The organism is Mesorhizobium sp. B1-1-6, assembly GCF_006443035.1.
In the GTDB taxonomy this organism is placed as follows: Bacteria; Pseudomonadota; Alphaproteobacteria; order Rhizobiales; family Rhizobiaceae; genus Mesorhizobium.
Window position 1 is genome coordinate 22680 of the sequence record NZ_VFWR01000018.1, and the last position, 26266, is coordinate 48945.

The 26266-nt window shown below is 63.5% G+C and carries 14 protein-coding genes; 10 read left to right on the plus strand and 4 right to left on the minus strand.

The genetic code is table 11. The annotated features are described in order from the left end of the window. Window positions 1-4: 4 nt before the first annotated feature. Together FJ979_RS27895 and FJ979_RS27900 are read right to left on the minus strand one after the other, a co-directional pair. Window positions 5-1642, minus strand: a complete 1638-nt coding sequence (locus FJ979_RS27895) for an ATP-binding cassette domain-containing protein (RefSeq protein ID WP_140561981.1) — start codon at window positions 1640-1642, stop codon at window positions 5-7. Then, window positions 1639-3132 (minus strand): ATP-binding cassette domain-containing protein, encoded by a 1494-nt coding sequence (locus FJ979_RS27900; RefSeq protein ID WP_181167308.1) that lies wholly within the window; start codon window positions 3130-3132, stop codon window positions 1639-1641. Before FJ979_RS27900 ends, FJ979_RS27895 begins: the two co-directional genes overlap by 4 nt. A gap of 265 nt (window positions 3133-3397) precedes the next feature. Between FJ979_RS27900 and FJ979_RS27905 the strand changes: the two genes are divergently transcribed. The 3 genes from FJ979_RS27905 to cydX are packed head-to-tail and all read left to right on the plus strand — an operon-like array spanning window position 3398 to window position 6311. After that, window positions 3398-4972 carry a cytochrome ubiquinol oxidase subunit I gene (locus FJ979_RS27905; protein WP_140584369.1) on the plus strand — a complete coding sequence of 525 codons (1575 nt, stop codon included), beginning with the start codon at window positions 3398-3400 and terminating at the stop codon, window positions 4970-4972. A 28-nt stretch (window positions 4973-5000) separates the two neighbouring features. Further along, a complete protein-coding gene (gene cydB, locus FJ979_RS27910) occupies window positions 5001-6155 on the plus strand; it encodes a cytochrome d ubiquinol oxidase subunit II (protein WP_140561986.1) in 1155 nt (384 codons plus the stop codon). A 24-nt stretch (window positions 6156-6179) separates the two neighbouring features. After that, the gene (cydX, locus tag FJ979_RS27915; RefSeq protein WP_112618274.1) at window positions 6180-6311 is read left to right on the plus strand and encodes a cytochrome bd-I oxidase subunit CydX; all 132 of its coding nucleotides are present in this window, start codon (window positions 6180-6182) and stop codon (window positions 6309-6311) included. Window positions 6312-6347: 36 nt separating this feature from the next. Here cydX and FJ979_RS27920 read toward each other — a convergent pair whose 3' ends face one another. Continuing rightward, window positions 6348-6677, minus strand: coding sequence for a rhodanese-like domain-containing protein (locus FJ979_RS27920; protein ID WP_181172808.1), 330 nt, complete (start codon window positions 6675-6677; stop codon window positions 6348-6350). A gap of 81 nt (window positions 6678-6758) precedes the next feature. After that, window positions 6759-7094, minus strand: a complete 336-nt coding sequence (locus FJ979_RS27925) for a metalloregulator ArsR/SmtB family transcription factor (protein WP_224518964.1) — start codon at window positions 7092-7094, stop codon at window positions 6759-6761. 125 nt (window positions 7095-7219) lie between these two features. On the opposite strand from FJ979_RS27925, the gene FJ979_RS27930 reads away from it, so the two are divergent. From FJ979_RS27930 to FJ979_RS27955, 7 genes are all read left to right on the plus strand, one after another. After that, window positions 7220-8512 carry an FAD/NAD(P)-binding oxidoreductase gene (locus FJ979_RS27930; protein WP_140561989.1) on the plus strand — a complete coding sequence of 431 codons (1293 nt, stop codon included), beginning with the start codon at window positions 7220-7222 and terminating at the stop codon, window positions 8510-8512. 31 nt (window positions 8513-8543) lie between these two features. Next, the gene (locus FJ979_RS27935; RefSeq protein ID WP_140561991.1) at window positions 8544-8747 is read left to right on the plus strand and encodes a DUF2892 domain-containing protein; all 204 of its coding nucleotides are present in this window, start codon (window positions 8544-8546) and stop codon (window positions 8745-8747) included. An 89-nt stretch (window positions 8748-8836) separates the two neighbouring features. After that, on the plus strand, window positions 8837-9847 hold the full coding sequence (locus FJ979_RS27940) for an efflux RND transporter periplasmic adaptor subunit (RefSeq protein ID WP_140561992.1): 1011 nt from the start codon (window positions 8837-8839) through the stop codon (window positions 9845-9847). Beyond that, the gene (locus FJ979_RS27945; protein ID WP_140561994.1) at window positions 9844-13128 is read left to right on the plus strand and encodes an efflux RND transporter permease subunit; all 3285 of its coding nucleotides are present in this window, start codon (window positions 9844-9846) and stop codon (window positions 13126-13128) included. The genes FJ979_RS27940 and FJ979_RS27945 overlap by 4 nt, the downstream gene beginning before the upstream one ends. An 879-nt stretch (window positions 13129-14007) precedes the next feature. Next, window positions 14008-25587 (plus strand): autotransporter-associated beta strand repeat-containing protein, encoded by an 11580-nt coding sequence (locus FJ979_RS27950; protein WP_140562163.1) that lies wholly within the window; start codon window positions 14008-14010, stop codon window positions 25585-25587. Between the two features lie 76 nt (window positions 25588-25663). Next, window positions 25664-25807 (plus strand): hypothetical protein, encoded by a 144-nt coding sequence (locus FJ979_RS33200; RefSeq protein WP_246678488.1) that lies wholly within the window; start codon window positions 25664-25666, stop codon window positions 25805-25807. Next, window positions 25804-26208 carry an invasion associated locus B family protein gene (locus FJ979_RS27955; protein ID WP_281406011.1) on the plus strand — a complete coding sequence of 135 codons (405 nt, stop codon included), beginning with the start codon at window positions 25804-25806 and terminating at the stop codon, window positions 26206-26208. The genes FJ979_RS33200 and FJ979_RS27955 overlap by 4 nt, the downstream gene beginning before the upstream one ends. The last annotated feature ends 58 nt before the right edge of the window (window positions 26209-26266 follow it).

The window sequence follows — 26266 nt, forward strand, 5'->3', positions numbered from 1 at the left end:
TTATCTACCCCCGCAGTCTAATCGCTGTGGCCCCTTTCGGTGTCAGGTCGTCATGGCTCGAGAAGATGACGATGCGTTGCCGCATCCGCTGCAGCAGCGCATCGAGGATGCGCTTGCCCTGCTCGGCCGCAAGATGCTCGGTCGGTTCGTCCAGGAGGATGACGGGCCTGTCGGAAAGCCAAACGCGGGCGAGGTTCAGTCTCTGCGCCTCGCCGAGCGACAGCACATCCTGCGTGATCCAGCCATCCAAGCCGCCAGCTGACCTGATCCGACCCTGAAGTTCCACTGCGTCCAGCGCACGCCACAATTCATCTTCGCTGGCGTGTGGCGCAAATAGGTTCTCGCGTACCGTATCGGCGAGAACCGTCGCGTCGTGGGTGCAGAAGCAACTCATGGCGCGCCGCGCGTCCTCACTCAGTTCGATGCCATCGCCCAGGACGCATTCGTCACGAGCGTCTAGCCAGCCAGCCACTTGCTTCAACAGGGAAGTCTTGCCGCAGCCACTGGCACCATGCAGGACAGTTGGCCTGCCGGCCCTGAGAGTCGCGCTGATTGGCCTGCCGATCAGCCGGCCATCCGGTGCGTGGCGCGGCAATCGGTCCAACGTCAACGACGAAATCCGTTCCGCGACATGCTTGTGCGTTACGCCGTCCGGCGTGTTCCATTGAGCCAGAGCCGACCGGGCTGCTTTCTCGCGTGCGAAGGCGACAACAATCTTCGATGCGCCCAATACAGATTCAGCAGCGGCCAGCCAGGCGAAGGCCAGTAGGGCAGTCGGCAGCAGGGCCTCACCACGCAGGCCCGACAACCAGGCGGACACCAGAATGCTCAGCATGGCGCATGGCGCCAAGCAGTTGGCCAGCGTATCGTACAGCGCCTGCCCGTGGCGTAGCACCAACGCGCGCGTCTGGGCATTGGCATAGCCATCGAACGGCGCTTCAAGTGTGAGACCCCAGCGGCGTTCGCCCTGCAACGGCACCACGGCTTGTATAGCGGTGCCAAGCAGGCGGGAGGCCTCTTGCCTGCTTTCGCGCGCGGCCGCCAGATCTGCCGTGGCTCGCTTTGCGAGGCAACGCGCCCCGACCATGTTTGCCGTGATGAGCAGCAGGATCGGCACGAATGCCAATGGCGTCATCCACAGGGTTGCCGCGACAAGCAAGACAATGGCGACGCCAAGCGTCGCCGACGGCAGGCTGACGCGCAGGCGCGCATAGTCAACGTCCTCGACGTCGTCGAGATAGTCGGCAAGGCGGTCCTGATTGCCAAGCTGCCAGCCGGCCCTGCGCACGGACGGTGCTGACGCCATTGCGGTGAAAAGCGTCGAGCGGCGCAGAACCTGATCAGTGAGCGCCGCCCGATGGCCGACAACGCGCTCGCCGTACTTGGCTGCCGTCCGGGTCAAGGCGAAGAGGCGTATGAATGCGGCCGGCACATGGAAGTTGAACGTCAACGCCGCAGGCGTCAGGCCCACCAGGGCGACCGCGCCAAGAAACCATATGGACACGCCGGTCAGCAGGATTCCGCCCGCCAGGGCGGCAAACGCCAAAACCAGGGCGAGGCGCCACGGAGCTTTGGTTTGGGCGAGCTCTTCCGGCGAGCCGGTCTTGGTTTCGGGGACAATCGGAGAAGCGCTGTCAATCATGCGGCACGCTCCCGTGCTTGCCTGTTGCCCACCCCGAGGTCGATCGTTTTGCCGGCAAGCAACGCTAGACTCCTGTCATGCGTGGCCACCAGTACGAGCCGGCTGCGCGCCGCCTGCACAAGCGCGTTGCGCACCATCGCGGCATTGGCGGGGTCAAGCTTGGCGGTCGGCTCGTCGGCGAAGATAGCGCGGCCCGAAATCAGGGCGCGCGCCAGGCCGATACGCAGCCGTTGCCCACCAGATAGGTTTTCACCGCCGGCCTTGATCGACGCGTCAAGCCCGCCGGGCAGAAGCACTTCGTCGAGAAGGCCGACATTGCCTGCCGCCAGAAGCAGGCGGGTCCGGCAACACGGTCCGGTTCCCCAGCCGATGGCGTCGCCGAGCGTGCCTTGCGGAACATAGATGTCGGTGGAGCACCATGCGATCTCCGGCCGTTCATCAGCGTCCTGTTGGATGGATGGCGCGGAGCCGATCCTGGCAAGATGGCGCAGCAGGGTGGACTTGCCCGATCCGCTCGGTCCGGTGATGGCCACCAGCCCGGTCCGCGACAGGGGTGGTGCGGCAGAGACCAGATTGCGGGTCAAGATGGCGGCTTCGAAAGCCTGGGATTGCGGGCGAGCAGCCAGAACGAGCGTGTCGAGCGCTGCGGCGGCGGCGAGGCCTTCAGCCTTGGCGTGATATTGCTCGGCGTAGCGACGGAACGGAGCGAAATACTCCGGCGCAATCATCAGGATGAACAGGCTTTGCCAAAGCTGAAGGTTGGCAAAGCCAGGTACACTCATGAGCTTGAGATGTCCGAGGCCAAGAAATACGGCAAGGATGGCTATCGACAGCGAAGAAAAGAAATCGATGATGCCGGCGTTGAGGAAGGCAATCCTGAGCACGCTCATCGTGCCCGAGGCATAGATGTTTAGTCGCGCCGTGAGCTTGCGCGTTTCGCGCGTTAGCGCATGGTTTCCAAGGATTGTCGGCAAGGTGCGGATGCGATCGGCGAACTGGGCGGCGAGGCGACCGAAGGCCTTCTCCTGCGCTTCGGCGCCGCTGCGGATCGCACCGCCGATGAGGACGAAGAAGACAATCATCACGGGGGTTAGCACGATGAGCGCCAGTGCCGCCTCCCACGAGATGGCCATGATCGCGGCTGCGGCAAGCAGGGGCCCCAGCCCCAGCATGATCGACGCCAGGCGATGCCCGACCGCCAGGCCTGCCACGGCCCGCGGATAGCGTTGAAGTCCTGCGATCAATGTTCCGAGCGGCATCACCTGGATGTCGCCGGGAGAAGCCGCGGCGAGGGCGCCGCGCGCCGCCTCAAGCAGGCCGTTGGCGACTTTCGTTTCGGTATTGGCGACAGCGCGGTCGGCCACCAGGCCGATGACCGAGCCGAGGATCAGGCTGGCCAAGGCCGCGCCGAGCAGCTGCCAGTTGGCTCGGCCCGAGATCATCTCGCCAACAAACATGGCCGCCAGACCGATGAAGGCAAGCCGCAGCACAGTGCGCGCTGCTTGCAATGCAAGGGAGGAACGCAAGCCCGGAGCGGCAAGGCCGTGCGCGACGCAAAGCGTTCGGCCGCGGGTGGGCGCCCCAGAATTGGTTTCCACCGGCGGACTTGCCACCGCTGGGCGTTTGTCGCGACGATGCAGAACGGCTTTAAGCATGACAGTTCAATCTCATGCCAGGGCCACGAATGAATTGATTCACGTCAAAGGCTCGGCGCCAGAACAGAGTTATCGAGATGATGTTTAACGGAGTTTTCGCATGACCAGCCCATTGCTCGTGGAACTGTCGCGGTTGCAATTCGCGCTGACGGCCATGTACCACTTCCTATTCGTCCCGCTGACGCTGGGCCTGTCGATCATGCTTGCGATGATGGAGACGGTCTACGTCATGACCGGCCGCACGATCTGGCGCGACATGGTCAAGTTCTGGGGTGTGCTGTTTGGCATCAATTTCGCGCTTGGCGTCGCCACCGGCCTCACCATGGAATTCCAGTTCGGCATGAACTGGGCCTACTACTCCCACTATGTTGGCGATGTGTTCGGTGCGCCCTTGGCGATCGAGGGCCTGATGGCGTTCTTCCTGGAGGCGACCTTCGTCGGCCTGTTCTTCTTCGGCTGGGAAAAGCTCTCGGCGCGCGGGCACCTTGTCGTCACCTGGCTTGTCGCGCTGGGCACCAATTTTTCGGCGCTGTGGATTCTGATCGCCAATGGCTGGATGCAAAACCCCGTCGGCTCGGCCTTCAATCCGGACACGATGCGCATGGAAGTGACCGACTTCGTGGCCGTCATCTTCAACCCGGTCGCACAGGCCAAGTTCGTTCATACGGTTTCGGCGGGCTATGTCTGCGGCGCTGTCTTCGTGCTCGGTGTGTCGGCCTTCTATATGCTGCGCGGGCGACACATCGATCTTGCCAAACGCTCCTTCGTCATTGCCTCGGCCTTCGGCATCGCCTCGTCACTGTCGGTCATCGTGCTCGGCGACGAGAGCGGCTACGCGATCACCGACAACCAGAAAATGAAGCTCGCCGCCATGGAGGCGATGTGGGAGACCGAGCCGGCGCCTGCCTCCTTCACCGCGTTCGGCATCCCCAGCATGGCCGATCGCACGACCCATTTCGCCGTACATATTCCTTGGGTCATGGGCCTTATCGGTACGCGCTCGATCGACAAGGAAATTCCTGGCATCTTCGAACTCGTCCAGAAGGCCGAGGGGCGCATTCGCGACGGGCTGACCGCATACGATGCGCTTGAAAAGCTCAAGGTCAACCATTCCGACACGGTGGCACGCGCAACGTTCGACGCGACAAGCAAGGATCTCGGCTACGCCCTGTTGCTGAAGCGCTACATCGAGGATCCGCGCCTGGCCAATGACGACCAGGTCAAGCAAGCGGCGTGGTCGACCGTGCCAGAAGTGCCGGCGATCTTCTTCACTTTCCGGCTGATGGTGCTGTGCGCCTTCCTGCTGCTTGCGGTCTTTGCGCTCTCGCTCTGGCACACGATGCGCGAGACGCCGGCGCCGCGCTGGCTGTTGCGCATGGCGCTGATCGCGATGCCGCTGCCATGGATTGCCGCCGAGGTTGGCTGGTTTGTCGCCGAATTCGGCCGGCAGCCATGGATCATCGAGGGTACGCTGCCGACTTTCCTGGCGACTTCCGAGCTTGGCATCCCCGACCTCCTGATCACCATCCTGGGCTTCACCCTCGTCTATGGCGTGCTGGCCGTGATCGAGGTGCGGCTGATGCTGCAGGCGATAGCAAAGGGTCCGGTCATCGACGGGGATGTCGCGCCTCCCGTCGGCGAAGGCACACGGATCCATCTCGCGGCCGCGCAATAAGCCCCCCGACCTGCAAGGAACAACGACGATGCTCGATTTTCTCTTCAACTACGAAATGCTGCGGATCACATGGTGGGTACTGCTGGGCGTTCTTTTGATCGGCTTCGCGGTCACCGACGGCTTTGACATGGGTGTCGGGGCATTGCTGCCCTTCGTGGCAAAAACCGATATCGAGCGTCGTGTTGCCATCAACACCATCGGGCCGGTCTGGGAAGGCAATCAGGTCTGGTTCGTGCTCGGCGGCGGCGCCATCTTCGCTGCGTGGCCGGCGCTCTACGCGTTGAGCTTCTCCGGTTTCTACCTCGCCATGTTCCTGGTGCTGTTCGCGATGATCCTGCGGCCGGTTGCCTTCAAATACCGCTCCAAACGGGAAGACGCCCGCTGGCGTTCGAACTGGGATTGGGCGCTGTTCATCGGCGGCGCCGTGCCGGCGCTCATCTTCGGCGTGGCGGTGGGCAATGTGCTGAGGGGGGTGCCGTTCCACTTCAACACTGATCTGCGGCCGTTCTACGAGGGCACCCTGTTTGGCCTGCTCAACCCGGTGGCGCTCTATTGCGGCCTGGTTTCGCTTTCCATGCTTGTCATGCACGGCGGGGCGTGGCTGGCCTTCAAGGCGGAAGGGCCGGTGGCTGACCGCGCCCGTATCATCGGCGGCAAGGCCGCGCTGGCCGCTGCTGTTTTATTCGCCGGCGGCGGCGTGCTTGTCTGGCTCGGGCTGCTCGGCGGCTATGAGGTCACGAGCGCCATCGTCTGGGATGGCCCGTCCAATCCGCTTGGCAAGACCGTGATTACAAATTCAAGCGGCTGGCTGCGCAACTTCTACGCCACGCCGGCTCTGTGCCTAGTGCCCGCACTGGGCATCGTGGCGCCGCTGATCGCCGCCGCGGGCTTCCGCGCGCGTCGCGAAGGCCTCACCTTCCTCGCGTCGAAACTTGGCATTTTCTGCATCATCGCGACTGTTGGGCTGGCGATGTTCCCGATCCTTCTGCCGTCAAGCACCAATCCGGGCCATTCGCTTGCCGTGTTCGACGCATCCTCAAGCCGGGCGACGCTGCGCAACATGCTGATCGCAACTGTTATCTTCCTGCCGCTGATCCTTGCCTACACGGCCTGGGTCTACAGCGTGCTTTGGGGGAAGGTCAGCGAAGCCTCAGTGCGCGAGGCAGGTACGTCGGCTTACTGACGACACAGACTGGAGTTTGCAACGATGTGGTACTTCGCCTGGATTCTCGGCCTCGGACTGGCCACCACGGTCGGCATCCTGAATGCCCTCTGGTACGAGCTGCGCGCGGTTCGCGCGCAACCTTCCGAACAGATTGAGCACTTGAAAGCACCGTGAGACGCCGCAGCCATACCTGTTGCGACAACGTCGCTGTCAGCTTGCCGACGGGAAACCTTGCGCACGCCAGGCGCTGATGCCGCCGCCCATATGCGTGTCGTGCGCCTGTCCTGCAGCCATGGCGATGGTGATCGCTTGCGATGACCGGCCGCCAGCGTGGCAATAAAACACGACGGGTTTGCCGGATGGAATGCGGTCCAACTCGTCACGAAGGCTGCCCAATGGAATATGGATGGCGTCCGCTATATGCCCGGACGCCCACTCGCCGTCCTCCCTGACGTCCACAAGCGTGACGGTGTCACCCATCTGCCGCACCTGCGTCGGGGTCAGCGTCCTGGCTGCCGACCGGGTTCCAAATCCAAACATTGTAATTCTCCTGTCTCCTGCAGATACGTCATGCTGTGCCAGCTTTGAGGCCTTCGGCGAGGGTGTCGCCATCGCTTATCGTCAGGAACAGAAAGCCGAGTGAAGCGCTTCGACAACCGTCAGTACTTCTGGCCGGGTGATGCGGTAGTAGACGGTCGTGCCATCGCGGCGCGATTCAACCAGGCCGTCAGCGCGCAAGCGCATGAGCTGCTGCGACATCGGCACCTGGTCGATGCCAAGCAATTCGCGCAGCTCCGCCACCGATCGCTCATCCTTCCCCAACGCGCAAAGGACCAGCAGCCGTTGCGGATGGGACAGGCTCCTGAGCAGGTCCGCTGCCTTTCCCGAAGCCGGGATCATCTCTTTTACATTCATACTCTTGAATTTATAATATTTGAATGTTAAATGCAAGCCCATCAGTCTGGCTTGCGAACGGTACGACCTTGCAAGCGTTCCGCCCGGTTTGGGAATTGAGCCAGATCAACACAAGCCTGCTGCATCGCTGTCAATTTGTTGGAACGAGAAACATCGGGAGGAACCCCATGTCACACATCGTCGTCCTTGGAGCCGGTCTTGGCGGAACCATCATGGCCTATGAAATGCGCGCGAAGCTGCGCGGCGAGGACTGCCTCACCGTCGTCAATCTTGGCACATCCTATTCCTTCGTGCCTTCCAATCCCTGGATAGCGGTCGGCTGGCGCAAGCGCGCCGACATCACAGTCGATCTCGCAGCATCCTTCAAGCGGCGAAACATCGCGCTCAAACCCGAGGGCGCCAAGAAAGTGTATCCCAAGGAAAACCGGATCGAGCTCAACGACGGGACGTTTGTCGACTACGACTACCTGATCATCGCGACGGGTCCCGACCTCGCTTTCGATGAGGTGCCCGGCCTCGGCCCTGCTGGTTATACGCAGTCGATCTGCCATATCGACCATGCGAGCGCCACCAAGGCGAAGGTCGATGAACTCGTCCGCAATCCGGGCCCTGTTATCGTCGGCGCCGTCCAGGGGGCGTCCTGCTACGGCCCCGCTTACGAATTCGCCTTTATCCTCGACACAGCACTACGCAGAGCCAAGGTGCGCGACCGGGTACCAATGACCTTCGTGACGCCGGAGCCTTATATCGGTCATCTTGGCCTGGATGGCGTTGGCGATACCAAGGGTCTGCTTGAGAGTGCCATGCGCGATCGCCACATCAAGTGGATCACAAACGCCAAGGTGTCATCAGTCGACGCTGGAACCATGCATGTGGAGGAAGTGAACGAGGACGGTTCGGTGAAGGCCAAGCACGACCTGCCATTCGCGTTCTCGATGATGCTTCCGGCCTTCCGCGGCGTACCGGCGGTGAAGGACATAGAGGGCTTGGTCAATCCGCGCGGCTTCGTCACCATCGACAAGCATCAGCGCAACCAGACCTATCCGAATGTCTTTTCGATCGGTGTCTGCGTCGCCATTCCTCCAGTCGGCAAGACGCCGCTGCCGGTTGGCGTTCCAAAGACCGGCTTCATGATCGAATCCATGGTCACGGCGACGGCGGAAAACATTGGCGCACTGTTGCGCGGCGAGGAGCCGCGGGCTGTCGCGACCTGGAACGCGGTCTGCCTGGCCGACTTCGGCGACGAAGGCATCGCCTTCGTGGCGCAGCCGCAGATCCCGCCACGCAACGTCAACTGGTCATCGCAGGGTAAGTGGGTGCACGCGGCCAAGGTCGGGTTCGAGAAATACTTCCTGCACAAGGTCCGACAAGGCAAGAGCGAGACCTTCTACGAGGGATTGGCACTCGACTTGCTCGGCATCAAGAAGCTCAAGGCCATTCAGATTGAGCCGGCCGAATAGGCACGGCACAGATTTCAGAGGAGACAAGATTATGACGATCGACAAAGCAGTTCTGATGTTCGCGGGTTTCATGGTGCTGATCTCGCTCGCGCTCGGCTATTACTATTCTCCCTACTGGTTGCTGCTGACCGCCTTTGCCGGGCTCAATATGGTGCAGGCTTCGGTGACGGGGTGGTGTCCGGCAGCTATTGTCTTCAAGAAAGTTGGCTGCAAGAGCGGCGTCGCCTTCAAGTAACACCTGACTTTCCAGGATTGGCGTCCCATGCGGGAGGTGCCTTCGCGCCCTCCCGTCCTTTCAATTCGTTGCGAGAATGGCACATTGCGATGAGATACGTACGATCCATCCTGGCCAACGGGCTTCTGCTGGGCATCACGGTGTTCGCCAGCGGTGGCGCTCTTGCCGGGGACTTCACTGTCGCGGCTGCCACCATCACAGAGATGAAGGCCGTTTTCGGCCAGGTCGAGAGCCGCACGATCGTGCCGGCGCGCGCGCGCATTTCCGGTACCATCACCGAGGTGCGGGTGACGGAAGGCCAGGTCGTCAAGAAGGGTGATGTGGTCGCTACCGTTGTCGACGACAAAATAGCTCTGCAGCTTCGCGCAGCCGATGCCAAGATCGGCGCCCTCAATTCCCAGATGGAGAATGCCAAGACCGATCTGCAGCGCGCCCAGGACTTGCTGGCCAAAGGCGCCGCGACCCAGAGCCGGGTCGATGCGGCTCAGACCCAGTTCGACGTGATCACGAGCCAGCTGGCCGCCGCGGTTGCCGAAAAGGCCGTTACCCAGCAGAGCGCCAAGGAAGGCGATACCCTGGCACCAGCCGACGGTCGGGTGCTGACGGTTCCCGTGACGGCCGGTTCGGTGGTCATGGCAGGCGAACCGGTCGCCCGGATCGCGTCGGGACAATATTATCTGCGACTGTCGCTGCCCGAGCGACATGCGACGGAGATCACGGAGGGGGCCCAGGTAGATATCGCCGAACGCGGAGCCGGTGCGGATGGCGGATTCGTCAAGGCCCGTCAGGGCCGCATCGCCAAGGTCTATCCGGAGATTGAGAACGGGCGCGTCATCGCCGATGTCGAGGTTGCCGACATCGGCAGCTTCTTCGTCAACGAGCGCACGCTGGTGTCGATCCCTGTCGCGAAGCGGACCATTCTGGGCGTGCCGCCACAGGCGGTCAACACGGTTCACGGGATCGACTACATCACCATCAATACGGCCGACGGACCACTCGGCGTCGCAGTCGTGCTGGGCGAGCGATACGAGGATGGCGGACAGCCACGGGTCGAGGTCCTGACCGGCCTCGCCGAAGGCGACAAGGTCGTCCTGCCATGAAACTTGGCATCGCCGGCGGGCTCACCCGCTCGTTCATCGGCTCGCCGCTGACGCCGCTCTTCCTGTTGGCGGCGCTGGCGCTCGGGCTTGTCGCCCTGGCCACATTGCCACGCGAGGAAGAACCGCAGATTTCCGTGCCAATGGTGGACATCCATGTCGCGGCCAACGGGCTGAAGGCGGAGGATGCCGTCAAGCTCGTGACCGAGCCGCTGGAAACGATCATCAAGGGCATCGACGGTGTTGAGCACGTCTACTCGCAAACCGTGGACGACGGTGCGCTGGTGACTGCCCGCTTCAAGGTCGGCACCAGTTCCGACGCCGCCGTTTTGCGTGTTCACGACAAGGTGCGCGCCAACATGGATCGCATCCCGGTCGGCATCCCCGAACCGCTGATCGTCGGGCGCGGCATCGACGACGTCGCGATTGTAGTGGTGACATTGACGCCGACACCCGAGGCGGCCGGCCGCTATTCCTCGGCCGATCTAAGCCGGCTGGCGCACGAGCTTCAGGTCGAGGTCGCCAAGCTGCCTGATATTGGCCTGACTTACATCGTCGGCGAGCAGCCGGAGGCGATCCAGGTCGAGCCTGACCCGGAAAAACTCTCTCTCTACGGCATCACGCTGCAGCAGTTGACGGCCAAGATCACCGGCGCCAACAGGTCCTTCCAGATCGGCACGGTGCGCGACGAGGGCAAGCAGCGTGTGCTGGTCGCCGGCCAGACCCTGCAAACCCTCGCCGACATCGGCAACCTGCTTCTGACTGCGCGGGACGGGCGGCCTGTCTATGTGCGCGACGTGGCCAGAATTGTGTTGGCTACGTCGCCGGCGGAGAACCGGGTCACCAACTTCGTCAAGTCCGACAAGGGACTTGAACGAGCCCCGGCCGTGTCGCTGGCGGTGGCCAAGCGGCCGGGCACCAACGCCGTCGTCATCGCGGATACCATCGTCAAGCGCCTTGACCAGGTGCGCGGCGAAATTTTCCCAAAGGACGTCGAAATGGTTGTGACTCGCGACTACGGCGAGACCGCTAACGAGAAGGCAAACGAACTGCTCTTCCACCTCGGCCTTGCCACGATCTCCATTGTCGTGCTGGTCGCAATCGCCATCGGTTGGCGCGAGGCGTTGGTGGTGGCTGTCGTCATCCCGACAACGATCCTGCTCACATTGTTTGCCTCACGCATCATGGGCTACACGCTGAACCGCGTCAGCCTGTTCGCGCTGATCTTCTCCATCGGCATCCTGGTCGACGATGCGATCGTGGTGATCGAGAACATTGCCCGCCATTGGGCCATGGATGATGGGCGGTCCCGCAAGCAGGCGGCGATCGACGCCGTCGCGGAGGTGGGCAATCCGACCATCGTGGCGACGCTCACCGTGGTCGCGGCGCTCCTGCCAATGCTGTTCGTGTCGGGTCTGATGGGGCCGTATATGAGCCCGATCCCGGCCAACGCCTCGGCGGCGATGCTGTTCTCCTTCTTTGTCGCGGTGACGCTGACGCCGTGGCTGATGATGAAGTTTGGCAAGAAGGACCACGCCTCGGCGCATGCCCATAACGCCAGCAGCCCCGGCGGCGCGCTCGGTCGCGCCTATATCGCAGTTGCAAGACCCATCCTGAAGTCGCGGTTCCGATCGTGGACCTTTCTACTTGTCGTTGGCGCGGCGACCATGGCTTCGATGGTGCTCATCTACACCAGGCACGTCACGGTCAAGCTCCTGCCTTTCGACAACAAGACCGAATTGCAGGTGGTTGCTGACCTGCCCAAAGGCTCCTCGGTCGAGGACACCAACCGGCTGTTGCAGGCTGTGGTGAATCGTCTCGCCGACGTGGCCGAGGTGGTCTCGTTCCAGACCTATGCCGGGACAGCAGCGCCTTTCAACTTCAACGGCCTGGTGCGCCATTACTATCTTCGCTCCGGATCGGAGCAGGGCGACGTCGCAGTCAATTTGACGGGGAAGGGGGAGCGCAGTCGTCCAAGCCATGCCATCGCCCTCGACATCCGCGAACGGCTGAAAGGCATTGCCATGCCAGAAGGCACCGTGCTCAAGGTGGTCGAGCCACCGCCTGGTCCGCCAGTGCTTGGGACATTGCTCGCGGAAATCTATGGGCCTGACGCCGAGACGCGCCGCGCGGTGGCGGCAAAGGTGCGCGAGACGTTCGCGTCTATCCCGTTTATCGTCGACGTCGACGACAGCTTCCACAACCTGCCACAGCGCGTGCGACTGGCGATCGATCAGGACAACCTTGAATATTACAAGGTCGAGCAGTCCGACGTCTACGATACGCTGACCTACCTCTATGACGGCACGACGGTCGGTTACTCACATCGCGGCGGCGGCCGCCAGCCGGTCCCGATCCGCGTGTCGCTCTCGAAGAGCGACGGCGTGGTCGACCAGCGCGCCCTTACGACGCCGGTCCCGGCGAACGCGCTACCCGGCGCACGCGACGTGGTGGAACTGGGCGACGTCGTGCGGGTGACGCGGGAGCCGGCATCCTACCCGATCTTCCGCCACAACGGCCGGCCCGCCGAGATGGTGATGGGTGAACTCGCGGGCGCGTTCGAGGCGCCGGTTTACGGCATGCTCGCCGTCGACGATGCCATCGCGAAAGCCGATTGGGGTAACCTCCCGAAACCGACGATCGCATTGCACGGGCAACCAGATGACGAGTCCAAGCCGACGCTTCTGTGGGACGGCGAGTGGGAGGTGACGTGGGTCACCTTCCGCGACATGGGCGCGGCCTTCATCGTCGCGATCCTGGGCATCTACATTCTCGTTGTCGCGCAGTTCGGTTCGTTCAGGCTGCCGCTGGTGATTCTGACGCCGATCCCGTTGACCCTGATCGGTATCATGCTCGGCCATTGGGCCTTCGGCGCGCCGTTCTCGGCCACCTCTATGATCGGCTTCATCGCGCTCGCCGGCATCATCGTGCGCAACTCGATCCTGCTGGTGGACTTCATTCGCCATTCCAAGGGAACCGAAAGGCCGCTGGTCGACGTGTTACTCGAGGCCGGGGCAATCCGCTTCAAGCCGATCCTGCTCACCGCGATCGCAGCGATGATCGGGGCAGCGGTCATCCTGACCGACCCGATTTTCCAGGGGTTGGCGATTTCGTTGCTGTGCGGCCTCGCCTCGTCGACGCTACTGACGGTGCTCGTCATTCCCGCCATTTACGTGGCGCTGCGCGGCGGTTCTCCGCGGGACACCGACAGCGACACGCCGGCAGTGCTCAATGCGACCGACGAACCAACCACAACGTACAGAAAGATGCCGGCTTCGGCATGATCACCGGGATCGACGTGCAGGACCTAGGCGGCGGCAAGGTCGAAGTCGCGGCCATCGATCGAAAGCCTTTGAGCCCAAAGGCGGGCATTCCGAGTCATCACGGGCAGCTCGAGCCAGAGGCCGGCACTCGATGCGGGTTCCCGGCGGTAGCGGCCGTCCATCAGGACTGGCCAGCGCTAAGAGTGAGGTCATTCAAACCAATTTGACCCCCTGATCTTGTTGTCTGCCCAGTGGTTCGATTGCAGGGCAGAGATACAGCGTTCCAGCCGTTGGAGCCGCGATTTGGAAGAATGGATGTGATAGCCGAGTTCGATGAGCCTTCTTGGCTTGGCGGGTCCTCGACGGGTAAGTAACTCAGTTTCCAGCTGGGCGATTTGTTCCCTGAGCTGTTGGGCGTCGGCAAGCCGCTGTTGCCGGATCCAGCTTCGACCGCGCATTCTCTCCGTTGTTGCGGCGGTAACCGTCCCCAGGCTCGGCTTCCAAACAGAGAATTCTAGGCGCATAATATTCGCGCACACTAATATAAAAGCGAAAATCCGTATTCGAGCGCGCCTATTCAGCTTTTGTTGAGCATAGACTGTGGCGCATTCGCCACAATGTCACGTGTCAGCTTGCATCTGCCGAACAGGTCATTGATTCTCGAGCATATCCTTTCATTATGCGGTCTAAGCGAATCTGGGGAGGCGATGATGATACGTTGCGGCGTATTCATCCATGCGGGGGGCAACGGACGGTGACGAGCGTCGTGCGCCGTTTGCTCTCCGGCACCAACCTCCCAGATCGAGCGCCTTCCGACAGCATACAGCTTCGAATTTGCAATGGCGGAGGCAGGCCGGCGGCTGCGGCTAGCGTGCTTCCGGCGCCGGTTAGGTAGACTCAATGAGCACGCGAACCAATTCCATGAAGTCTCGCTCCCAGGCGCAAGAGCCGCAGGTCTCTATGGCGCACCGTCGCGAAATGCAGCTTCTGCGCGGTGGCCGCATGACCAAGTGGAAGGGCGAGGCGGCGAGCTTCGCGCCCAATCTCACTCAGCGTGTTTCAGCGGTCGAGAAATTCTCGTCCGGCCGCCTGTTGGCTGCAGTGCTCCTCGCCGGATTTGCCGCTAGTCCAGCCGGGGCGGCGGACCGGTATTGGGACGTGAACGGCACCGGAGTCGGGCTCGGCGGCGCAGGTGCCTGGAACACTTCCTCTCTGTTCTGGAATGAGAGCAGCAACGGCGTGTCGGGTCCGATGGACGCCTGGAACAACGCCGGGGGCGACAATGCCATTTTCGACGGCACTGCCGGAACGGTGACGATCGGCGGATCGATTGGGGCAGGCAGCCTGATCTTCAACACCGGCGGCTATACGATCGCTGGCGGCACGCTGACGCTCACTGGTGCAGCGCCGACCGTTTCGGTCGTCACCGGCGCCGCCGCCATCAACTCGATCATCGCCGGCAACGCGGGCCTGACGAAGGTGGGTAGCGGTACCTTGACACTGGGCGGCGCGAACAGCTTTACGGGCGACCTCAACGTCAATGCCGGTGCGCTGACCCTTGCCGGTTCCGGCACGTATACGGCCAACATCAACCTCAACAGCGGCGCTCTTACCGTTGCCAACAACGCGGCCCTCGGCAATGCCGGCAATGGCATCTTCACGGCCGCCGGCACGCAACTGACGATCAACGGCGCTCTCGGCGCAGGCCACGTGGTCACGCTTGGCGCTGGCGGTCAAACCACCGTCTCAGGTGCTGGCGCTGCATCGACCCGCTACACCGGCGCGGGTGGTCTCACTGCTGCCCGGACATCGCTGACCAACAATGCCAACGACTACACCGGCCAGACCATAGTCCAGATCGGCACCAACGATGTCATAGGTTTCAGCTCGGTTGGCAATCTCGGCCAAGCGAGCGCGCTCGGGGCCGGTACAGGTTCCAGCGGAACGATCATCATCCAGCGCCAATTCGGCGCCACCGGCACGTTCTCGTACACCGGCACGGGAAGCGATTCCAATCGCGACTGGCAATTGCCCACTGCCGGCGGCAACCTGATCTTCCAGAACAACGGAAGCGGGACCCTGACGCTGCGAGGAAATATTGCCGTCAATGGCCCGGCGGGCACTGGCGTGGGCTTCTCGGCGATGTCCGCCGATCTGCAACTCCTGGGGCAGATCAGCGGCACGGTCGGGTCGGTCAATTTTTCAGGCAGCAGCAATGCGCGCACCATAACGCTTGGCGACACCAGCAGCTTTAACGCGGGGGTCTCGATCGGCGCCGTCACCGTAAAGGCTGGCGTCCTGGCGAATGCCGGTTCAAACAGCTCGCTTGGCGCCGGAGCCAATGTGACTTTGGATAATGGCGGCATTCTGAGCTACGCTGGCGCCGGTGCCTCAAGCAACCGCACCTGGACGGTCTTGTCCAATGCCAACGGAACCGTCAGCAATGATGGCACGGGGGCGCTGGCACTGAGTGGCGCGGCCGCGCTCAACGCCAATTCGACCCTGACCTTTGGAGGCGCCTATCTTGGCGGCCCCAACACTTTCTCCGGCGTGATCTCCGGCTCAGGCAATCTTGCCAGCAGCGGCCCCGGGACGTGGCTACTCTCCGGCGCCAACACCCGGACAGGCGGCATTACTGTGAATGGCGGCACGTTGCGCGCCGGCAGCGCCTCGGCCTTCGGCACGACCACGACGGTCACCGTCAATGGCGGCACGCTCGATCTCAACAATTTCAACCTGACGGCCACCAGCCTGGCTGGATCGGGCGGAACCGTCGCCCTCGGCAGCGGCAATCTCACAATCAATCCAGCGTCCGGCAGCACGACGTTCGCTGGAAGCGTAACCGGTAGCGGCGGCAGCCTGACCAAACTCGGCGCCGGCACGCTGACGCTGACCGGAGCCAATTCCTATAGCGGCCCCACCAATATCGGCGGCGGTACGCTGGCCTTGAACTTCACGGCGGGCGGGGCGCCGGCGAGCAACATCATTTCCAGCGCCTCCACGCTGAACATGGCGGGCGGAACGCTCGCAGTGACCGGCTCGGCAGGCCAGACGCAAAGCTTCGCGGCGACCAACATCACCGCGGCCAGCAACACCATTGCGGGATCGGGCAACGTCAACATTAATCTCGGCGCGATCAACCGCTCCGGTGGCCTGGTCAACTTCGTCCTGCCCACAACCGGCAACATCACGACCACACCCGCCACCGTCCTGGGCGGCTGGGCCACGGTGACCAGCGGCATAACCACGGACTACGCACAGGTCGATGCTTCCGGGAACGTCATTGCCCGTACCAGCTATGCGACCAAGGATGACGCCGGCAGCTGGCTGACGGGCGATGTCGTCAGCGACACGGCCGGAGCGGCGAACACACCTTACTTCGGCACGGTCGCAAGCGACATACATCTCGGCGGCCTTAAATACACCGCGGCTGCGAATTCCACAGTGACGATCGGCAGTGCCAACACGCTCGGCATCGACGGCACCATCATCGTGTCCGCTTCTGTGGGCAACACCGCGCAGAATATCACCGGCGGCAAACTGACCGGACCCGCAGGCGGCGGCGCGCTCGCCATCCTGCAGAACAGCCCAGGCGGTTTCAGGATCTCCTCGACCATCGTTGACGCCAGCGGCGGCACAACAGGGTTTACCAAGGCGGGCACCGGCGGCGTCATCCTCGCCGGTGCAAATACCTATAGCGGCGCCACCGTCGTGAGCGGGGGCGTGCTGTCCGTCAACACGATCGCGAATGGCGGGACGGCAAGCGCGATCGGCGCTTCCAGCAATGCATCCTCCAATCTTGTGCTGCAGGGGAGCACACTCAGCTACACCGGGAACTCGACATCGAGTGATCGCGGCTTCACGCTTGCCACCAACGGCGCCGTCACTGCGGGCACGATCGACGTCACCCAAGCGACGGCCAACCTGCAATTCTCGGGTGTGGTCACAAGTCCGGACAATGCCGGGCTCACCAAAATAGGCGCCGGCACCCTGACGTTGTCGAACGCCAGCAGCAACTACACAGGCGTGACCACCGTGAGCCAGGGCACGCTGGCTGTCAGCACGCTGGCTGATGGGGGCGTAAACAGCAGCATCGGTGCGTCTTCGAACGCCTCGTCGAACCTGGTGCTGCAAGGTGGGGGCGAACTGGAATACATCGGAGGGACTGCGGGGAGCAACCGCGGATTTACCCTGGGCGCAGGCGGGGGCGCCATCGACGTTGCCCCAAGCGCCACGACGCTGACACTCAGCGGCGTAGCAACAGGCGCAGGCGCCCTGACCAAAAATGGCGCGGGCACCTTGGTGCTGTCAGGCGCGAACAATTATACTGGCGGGACCGTTGTGAGCGCGGGCACGCTGCGTGCGGGGTCGACCGGCGCGTTCGGCACTGGTCTCATGACCGTGAACTCCGGCGGAACCCTGGATCTCGCGGGCCGGGCCAACACTGTGGGTGGGCTCAGCGGGACAGGCAATGTGCAACTGGGCGGCGCCGCGCTGACGACGAATGGCGTCGGCAGTTTTTCGGGAGCCATCAGCGGTACGAGCGGCGTCAACATCGGCATCTTCGGCCAACCGAGCAACCAGACCTTCAGCGGCTGCGGCAACAACTATCAGGGGCCCACGACGATCCAGAGCGGCAGCACGCTCAACGTCGACTGTCTTGCCAACGGCCTGGCGCCCAGCGACATTGGGGCATCGAGCAGCGCCTCGACCAACCTCGTCCTCATCAACGGAACGCTGAATTACACGGGCGCCACCGTGACAACCGATCGCGGCTTCTCGATGCCGGGATCGGTGACTGGTGCAATCGGCGTGCAGAACGCCGCGACAACGCTGACGTTTACCGGTCAGGTCACAGGAGCAACTGGCGGCGTCGCAAAAAGTGGCGCAGGCACGCTCGTGCTCTCCGGCAACAACACCTACGGGGGCGGGACGAATGTCTCGGCCGGAACGTTGCGGGCCGGATCCAACAGCGCTTTTGGCACCGGCGGAATGACGGTGAACACGGGCGCCACGCTGGACCTTGCGAATCTGAGCAATACGGTCGCCAGCCTCGCTGGAGCCGGCAGCGTCACGCTTGGCTCCGCAACGCTCACCATCAGCAGCGGGGTGAGCGGCGGGCTCAACCAAGATTTCAGCGGCGCCATCAGCGGCTCGGGCGGGCTGGTGAAGAACGGCACCGGCACCCAGACACAGACGCTCTCCGGCACCAGCAGCTATACAGGTTCGACCGTCATCAATGGCGGCGTCCTCGCCGTGACGAGCCTTGCCAATGGCGGCAGCAACAGCTCGATCGGTTCTTCGGCTTCGACGCCCGACAAGCTCGTGCTCAACGGCGGGGTGCTGCAATATATCGGCACCGGCGGCAGCACCGACCGGCAGTTCACACTTGGCGCCAGCGGCGGAACACTCGACGCCTCGGGCGCCGGCGCGATCAATTTCACCAGCACTGCCGCGGCTGTGCTCGCTGGTCCCGGCAATCGCACGCTGACGCTCTCCGGCACCAATACGGCCAACAACGCGCTTTCGGCCCGCATAGACAATCCCCCGAGCGGCGCCACCGCGTTGACAAAGACCGGCACCGGCACATGGGTGTTGAAGAACGCGGCGAGCACCTATACGGGAGCGACGACGATCAGCGGTGGCGTGCTTGCCGTCGACAAGCTCGCCAATGGCGGCCAAGCCAGTTCGATCGGCCAATCATCGAGTGCGGCTTCCAATCTCGTCATCGGCAGCGGATCGACGCTGCGCTACACCGGCGGCGGCGACACGACCGACCGGCTCTTCACTTTGCAGACCGGCGTCAGCTTCATCGAGTCTTCCGGCACCGGCGCCGTCGTCTTCAGCAATACCGGCTCGGCGGCCTACAATGGCAGCGGCAATCGCACGCTGGCGCTTGGCGGCACCAACACCGGCCTCAACACCATGGGTGGGACCATCATCGATGGTCCTGGCGGCACGACCCAACTTGCGAAGAACGACTCTGGCACCTGGGTTTTGACCGGCAACAGCAGCTATTCGGGCAACACCGTCATCAATGACGGCAACCTGATGATCGGAAATGGCGGGACGTCGGGCAATGCAGGGACCGGCAACGTCATCGTCGTCAACTCGACCTCGACGTTGTCGTTCAACCGCGGTGATACGTTCAATTTCGCGGGCAATCTGAGCGGTGCCGGCAACATCGCGCAGATCGGCGCGGGCACGACAAGGCTGACCTCTGCGATCGATAGCAGCATAGGCGGCACAACGCGGGTCGATGCCGGTACGCTGGAGCTTGCCAGCAACCTGACGAGCGGCGGCGGAACCACCGTGAATGGCGGGACGCTGCAGGTTGATGCTGGGAAAACATTGACCACGCCAACGCTTGCTATGAATGCCGGCTCGACGTTGAACGCCAACGGCGTCGTTCAGGCGGCCGGCGCTACTCCCACCGCAATTACCGGCGACGCCGGAGCGAGCACGATCAACATCGCCGCTGGCGGAACACTGCTTGGCAATGGCGATCTTGGGGACGGAAGTGACGCCGTCAATCTGACGGGGACCTTGAACACCGGCGCCGGAGCGCTCAACCTCGGCGCCGGCAACGACACGTTCGTGCTCAACGACGGAGCCGTTATCACTGGAACGATCAACGGCGGCACCGGTGGCGAGACGGGCGCGGGCGACACGTTTCGCGTCGTCAACACGGCAAATCGCACAGTGCAGGCCGCGGGCATCAGCGGGTTCGAGAGCCTGGACAAGCAGGGCACTGCGACGCTGACACTTATTGGGGCGCACAGTTATACCGCCGGCACGACCATCGCGGCAGGCTCGCTGCAGGTCGGCAATGGCGCGACCGCCGGTGCGCTGGCTACGCCAACCGTCGCCAACAATGGCACGCTCGCTTTCAACATGAACAGCGATTATGCGTTCGCCGGCATCATCTCCGGCACGGGCTCGGTCAACAAGCTCGGCACCGGCACAACGACGCTGACCGGCGCCAACACATATTCCGGCGCCACCAACGTCACTGCCGGTACGCTGCTGATCGACGGCAACCAGTCCGGTGCGACCGGACCGGCGAACGTCGCGACGGGCGGCACTCTGGGTGGCACCGGCATCATCGGCGGCAGCGTCACCGTCGCCGATGGCGGCACGCTGAGCCCCGGCGATGCGGGCAACGCGCCCGGTACGCTCACCATCAACGGCAATCTGGCGCTCGGTAACTCCAACCTCAACATCAATTTCGGCCAGGCGAATGTGCCCGGCGGCCCGCTCAACGATCTCATCAATGTCGGCGGCAACCTGACGCTCGACGGCACGCTGAACGTTACTCAAAGCGCCGGCGGCACTTTCGGCCCCGGCGTCTACCGGGTCATCAACTACAATGGCTCCCTGACAGACAACGGGCTTGACATCACCGATCCCAACTATTCCGTGCAGACGTCCGTCGCCAACCAGGTCAACCTGATCAATTCGGCCGGGCTTCAATTGAGCTATTGGGACGGCGATGCCGGCCCGCATTCGAACGGCGCCGTTAATGGCGGCAACGGCACCTGGCGCGCCGCCGGCGACCAGAACTGGACCGATAGCACCGGAGTTTTCGCGGCGCCTTTCGCCAATGGCAGCTTCGCCATCTTCCAGGGCACCGCGGGCACCGTGACGGTCGACAACACCAATGGCCAGGTCGGCGTTGCCGGCATGCAGTTCGCGACCAATGGCTACTTGGTGCAAGGCGGGGACACCGCGCTGGTCAATGCGCAATCGATCATTCGCGTCGGCGACGGCTCGGCGGCGAGCGCGGGTTATACGGCGACCATTGCCTCGAACCTCACCGGGGTCGGGCAACTGGTCAAGACCGACGCGGGCACGCTGGTGCTGGCGGGCGCCAACACCTACACCGGCGACACCGCCATCAATGGCGGCACGGTGCAGGTCGACGCCGACGGCAGGCTCGGCAACTTTGCCGCAGGTCTTTCGCTTGACGGCGGCAGGCTGCACACCACGGCCGATAGCACTTCCGCGCGCACCGTGACACTCAACGCCGGCGGCGGCACTTTCGATACCGACAGTGTGACCAGCTGGTTTCTAGGCAACACGGTCGGCGGCGTTGGCGCCCTGACCAAGGAGGGCGGCGGCACGCTCGTCCTGACCGGCACCAACACCTATCAGGGTGGCACGTTCATCAATGACGGCACGGTCCAAATCATCGCCGACGCCAATCTTGGCAACGCAAGCGGCAAGGTCACCTTCGACGGCGGTACCCTCCGCCAGAGCGTGTCCAGCATTGTAACGGGACGCGATGCGACGCTCGCTGCGGGCGGCGGCACATTCCAGACTGACACAGCGCTGCAGTGGGAGGGAACCGTCGACGGTGCAGGTGCGCTGACCAAGACCGGGCCCGGTACGCTGTTCCTCGGCGCCGACAACACCTATACCGGCGGCACGACCATTGCGAGCGGGCAGTTGACACTTGGCACCGGAGGCACGACCGGCTCCATCCTGGGCGATGTGGTCGACAATGGTCAGTTGGCCTTCAACCGGTCCAACCTTTATACCTTTGGCGGATTGATCTCCGGCAGCGGCAGCGTCACCCAGACCGGAACGGGGACCACCGTGCTCACGGCCGACAACAGCTATGCCGGTGAGACGCTGATCACAGGCGGTGGCGCGCTCTACATCAACGGCGATCAGAGCGCTGCGATCGGAGTGACCGACGTCAATGACGGCACGCTAGGCGGTAGGGGCACCATCGGTGGCGATGTCTTCGTTGATGCCGGCGGCAGGCTGGCCCCCGGTGATAATGGCAGCACCCCCGGCACACTTACCATCAACGGCGGTCTTAACCTCGCAGACGGCTCGAACCTCGACTATTCGTTCGGCCAGGCTGGCGTCGTCGGCGGCGCCTACAACGACCTCACCGTCGTGCATGGCGACTTGACGCTCGACGGCACGATCAATGTCACGGAAGCACCCGGCGGCAATTTTGGCCCGGGCATCTATCGCGTCATCAGCTATGACGGAACGCTTGCCGACGATGGACTGAACACGACATCGCCCAACCACATCGTGCAAACGTCGATCGCTGGCCAGGTCAATCTTGTCGACATCAGCGGCCAGACACTCAATTTCTGGGATGGCGACGCCGGCCCCAAGAGCAATGACGTCGTCAACGGAGAAGACGGCACCTGGCGCGCCGCCGGAGACGACAACTGGACCGGTTCGGACGGCAACCTGAACGCTGCTTTCTCGAATGGCAGCTTCGCGATCTTTGCCGGCGCCGCCGGTACGGTCAGCGTCGACAACACCAATGGCCAGGTCCAGGCCGCGGGCATGCAGTTCGCCACCAGCGGCTATGTGGTCCAGGGGCAGGATATCCAGTTGCTCGGACCGCAGTCGACCATCCGCGTCGGCGATGGCACGCTGCCCGGCGCCGCCTACACGGCAACCATCGCTGCCAACCTCACCGGCGCCACCCAGTTGGCGAAGACCGACCTTGGCACGCTGGTGCTTGCCGGCACCAACAGCTACACCGGCGGCACGGCCGTCAAGGGCGGCACGCTGCAGGTTTCGGCCGATGCCAATCTTGGCGCCGCCGCCGGCGGATTGAGCCTGGACGATGGCGCAACGTTGAAGACCACCGCCGCCTTCACCTCGGCGCGCGACGTCACTCTCAATGCAGGTAGCGGCACTGTCCAGACCGATGCGGACCTCATCCTTTCGGGCGCGATCAGCGGCGCAGGCGGCTTCAACAAGACGGGCGCCGGAGCACTCATCCTGACCGGCTCCAACAGCTATGCGGGGCCAACCACGGTGGGCGCGGGTGGCCTCTATGTCGATGGCGACAACAGCGCGGCGACCGGCCTTGTGTCGGTTGCCAGCGGCGCGACGATTGGCGGCAAGGGCTCGATCGGCGGCGACGTGACTGTCGCCGACGGCGCAACCCTGTCGCCCGGATCGGCCGACGGCACGCCGGGCACGTTGGCGATCGCCGGCAACCTCAATCTTTCCAGCGGCTCGGTTCTCAACTATTCCTTTGGACAGGCTGACGTCGTCGGCGGAGCTCTCAACGACCTGACGACGGTCGGCGGCAATCTGGTTCTCGACGGCACGCTCAACGTCACCGCGAGCGCAGGCGGCACCTTCGGACCAGGCGTCTACCGCGTCTTCAGCTATGACGGCACGCTGACCAACAACGGCCTCGCCGTCGGCACGATCCCGTCAACTGGCTATTCGATCCAGACCTCGATCGATCACCAGGTGAACCTCGTCAACACGCAGGGCCTCACCTTCAACTACTGGGACGGCAATGCCGGGCCGAAGAACAACGGCGTGATCAATGGCGGCGACGGCGTCTGGCAGACCTCTGCCGGCAATGACAACTGGGCCAACGAGACCGGCACCATCAATGCCCCCTTCGCCGACGCTTCGTTCGCCATCTTTGCCGGCCAGGCCGGCACGGTGACCGTGGACGATGGCTTGGGCCAGGTGACGGTCTCCGGCATGCAGTTCATGACCGGCGGTTATATTGTCCAGGGCGATGGCATCGCGCTTACCGGACCGTCCAGCAGCATCGTCGTCGGTGATGGCACGGCGGCTGGCGCCGGCATGACGGCCACGATCGCCTCGGTTCTTTCGGGCGACGCGCAGCTGGTCAAGTCCGACCGCGGCACGCTGGTTCTGACCGGCACCAACACCTACACCGGCGGCACCGCGATCAATGGCGGCACGCTGCAGGTGTCGGCCGACGCCAATCTGGGCGCGGCCGCCGGCGGGCTCAGCTTCGATGGCGGCACGCTGCGCACGACGGACAGTTTCGCGACCGCGCGTGCGGTCAATGTGATGAGCTCCGGCACCGTCTCCACCGCGGCCGCCACGACCTTGACGCTCAACGGCGCGCTGACAGGTTCGGGCGCCTTCACCAAAGCCGGCGACGGAACCCTTGTGCTGGCCTCGGGGGGCTCCGCCTTCGCCGGTCCGACCTCTGTCCAGCAAGGAACCTTGGCGGCGGGTGCTGTTGATGCGCTTGGCGCCGCATCGGCATACACGGTCGCCTCCGGAGCAACGCTGGATCTAGGCGGCTTCAATCAGACCGTGGCCTCGCTCGGCAATGCGGGCTCGGTGCGGTTGGGCACTGCACCTGGCACGACGCTGACCGTCAATGGCAATTATACCGGCAATGGCGGGACCATCTTCCTCAATGCCGCGCTCGATGGCGATGCTTCGACCACCGACAAGGTCGTCATCCATGGCAGCACTTCCGGCACCGGCGTTCTCGCGGTCGCCAATGTCGGTGGGGCAGGGGCCCCGACCGTCGAGGGTATCAAGATCGTCGATGTCGACGGGAGCTCGGCCGGCACCTTCTCGCTGGCCGGCGACTATGTCTTCCAGGGCGACCAGGCCGTGGTCAGCGGTGCCTATGCCTACCGCCTCTACAAGAACGGCGTGAGCACGCCGACGGACGGTGACTGGTATCTACGTTCGGCGCTGATCAATGGATCGCCGAACCCGCTCTATTCGCCGGCCGTGCCGATCTATGAGGCCTATCCGGCAGTGCTGCAGAGTCTCAATGAACTCGGCACCCTGCAGCAGCGCCTCGGCAACCGCTCCTGGACAGGTGCCGCACAGGGCGCCGACGAGATCGGCAGCGTTCCAACGCAGAACGCGATCTGGGCCCGCGTCGAGGGCGCCCACACAAGGCAGAGCCCCGAGAGCGCCACAACGGTCTCGGACTACGACGTTACGACATGGAAGCTGGAGACGGGGGTCGACGGGCTCCTCTACGAGGATTCCACCGGCATCCTGCTCGGCGGTGTCTCTTTCCATTACGGCACGGCCTCGTCGGACATCTCGTCCATCTATGGCGTCGGCTCCATCAATGCCAAAGGCTACGGCTTTGCCGGCACGCTGACCTGGTATGGCGATAACGGCTTCTACACCGATGGCCAGGCGCAGGTGACGTGGTATGACAGCGACCTGAAGTCCGCCACGCTGGGCAGCGAGCTCGCCAAGGGCAATAACGGCTTCGGTTATGCTTTGAGCCTCGAAGCCGGCCAGAAGTTCGCGCTCGGTGGCAAATGGACGCTGACGCCGCAGGCCCAGCTTTCCTACTCCTCGGTGCGCTTCGACAGCTTCACCGATCCGTTCGGCGCAGCGGTGTCGCTCGACAAGAGCGAAGCGCTCATCGGCCGGGCCGGGCTGTCGCTCGACTACGAGGATGCCTGGACGGGTGCTCAGGGCAAGGTCAGCCGCTCGCACCTCTACGGGATCGCCAACCTCTATTACGACTTCCTCGACGGCAACGATGTCGACGTCTCGGGCACGTCGCTTCACGAGCACGATCAGCCGCTATGGGCCGGCGTCGGTCTCGGCGGATCGCTCTCCTGGGCCGACGATCGCTACACCGTCTTCGGCGAAGCCTTCGCCAAGTCGAGCCTGAAGGAGTTCGGCGACAGCCGCTCCATCGGCGCGAAGCTCGGGCTGAGCGTCAAGTGGTAAGTCGGCAGGCTGCCGGCTGACAGAGACAATGAGCCCGGGGTCGAGTGCGCCGGGCCTAATAGGAATGGATGAAGATATGACCCGTAAGAACTGGGGCAGAAGCCTCCTGCTGGTTGCCACCGCGCTGCTCGTCATGGGTTTTGCCATCTCGGCATTTGCTCAGGAGAAGAGCGGCCTTCCGGGTGGGGCCACCTCGCTCCAGGAGAGCTACCAGGACTGAACCTCACCTGTCAGAGCAGCGCACCCCCAATCGCGTGCGCTGTCTCGCAGCAGCAAACCCAGCAGAACGGACAGCGGGTGATGGCTGTCGAGCTCAAGCGCAACAGCGATGCGACACTCGCCGGCAGCCTCGTGCTTCCGTTTGGACTTCAGCTCGACGCCGGCGCCACATTGCAGATAGACGACGGCCAGCCGCTCCAGCCATTGCGCTTCTCCACCTGCCTGCCGGCCGGCTGCGTCGTGCCGCTTAGCCTCGATGAAGGGACGGTAGCCGCATTGCGCGCGGGCTCAGCGCTGAAGATCAAGGTCAAAAGCGCCGATCAGAAAGACGTCGTCCTGCCCGTGTCGTTGAAAGGTCTTGCACCCGCGCTGGACAGGCTCAGCGTTCTGGCTGGAGCGTAACGCGGCCGTGCGGGCCGACTACGAGCGTGCTGTGAGGCGTTCGCCTCATTCGACCACT

What these genes read in the sequence shown, in the direction of transcription:
- FJ979_RS27895 (WP_140561981.1), bottom strand. Translation starts at nt 1,642, where the DNA reads ATGATTGACAGCGCTTCTCCGATTGTCCCCGAAACCAAGACCGGCTCG.
- FJ979_RS27905 (WP_140584369.1), top strand. Translation starts at nt 3,398, where the DNA reads ATGACCAGCCCATTGCTCGTGGAACTGTCGCGGTTGCAATTCGCGCTG.
- cydB (WP_140561986.1), top strand. Translation starts at nt 5,001, where the DNA reads ATGCTCGATTTTCTCTTCAACTACGAAATGCTGCGGATCACATGGTGG.
- cydX (WP_112618274.1), top strand. Translation starts at nt 6,180, where the DNA reads ATGTGGTACTTCGCCTGGATTCTCGGCCTCGGACTGGCCACCACGGTC.
- FJ979_RS27920 (WP_181172808.1), bottom strand. Translation starts at nt 6,677, where the DNA reads ATGTTTGGATTTGGAACCCGGTCGGCAGCCAGGACGCTGACCCCGACG.
- FJ979_RS27925 (WP_224518964.1), bottom strand. Translation starts at nt 7,094, where the DNA reads ATGGGCTTGCATTTAACATTCAAATATTATAAATTCAAGAGTATGAAT.
- FJ979_RS27930 (WP_140561989.1), top strand. Translation starts at nt 7,220, where the DNA reads ATGTCACACATCGTCGTCCTTGGAGCCGGTCTTGGCGGAACCATCATG.
- FJ979_RS27935 (WP_140561991.1), top strand. Translation starts at nt 8,544, where the DNA reads ATGACGATCGACAAAGCAGTTCTGATGTTCGCGGGTTTCATGGTGCTG.
- FJ979_RS27940 (WP_140561992.1), top strand. Translation starts at nt 8,837, where the DNA reads ATGAGATACGTACGATCCATCCTGGCCAACGGGCTTCTGCTGGGCATC.
- FJ979_RS27945 (WP_140561994.1), top strand. Translation starts at nt 9,844, where the DNA reads ATGAAACTTGGCATCGCCGGCGGGCTCACCCGCTCGTTCATCGGCTCG.
- FJ979_RS27950 (WP_140562163.1), top strand. Translation starts at nt 14,008, where the DNA reads ATGAGCACGCGAACCAATTCCATGAAGTCTCGCTCCCAGGCGCAAGAG.
- FJ979_RS33200 (WP_246678488.1), top strand. Translation starts at nt 25,664, where the DNA reads ATGACCCGTAAGAACTGGGGCAGAAGCCTCCTGCTGGTTGCCACCGCG.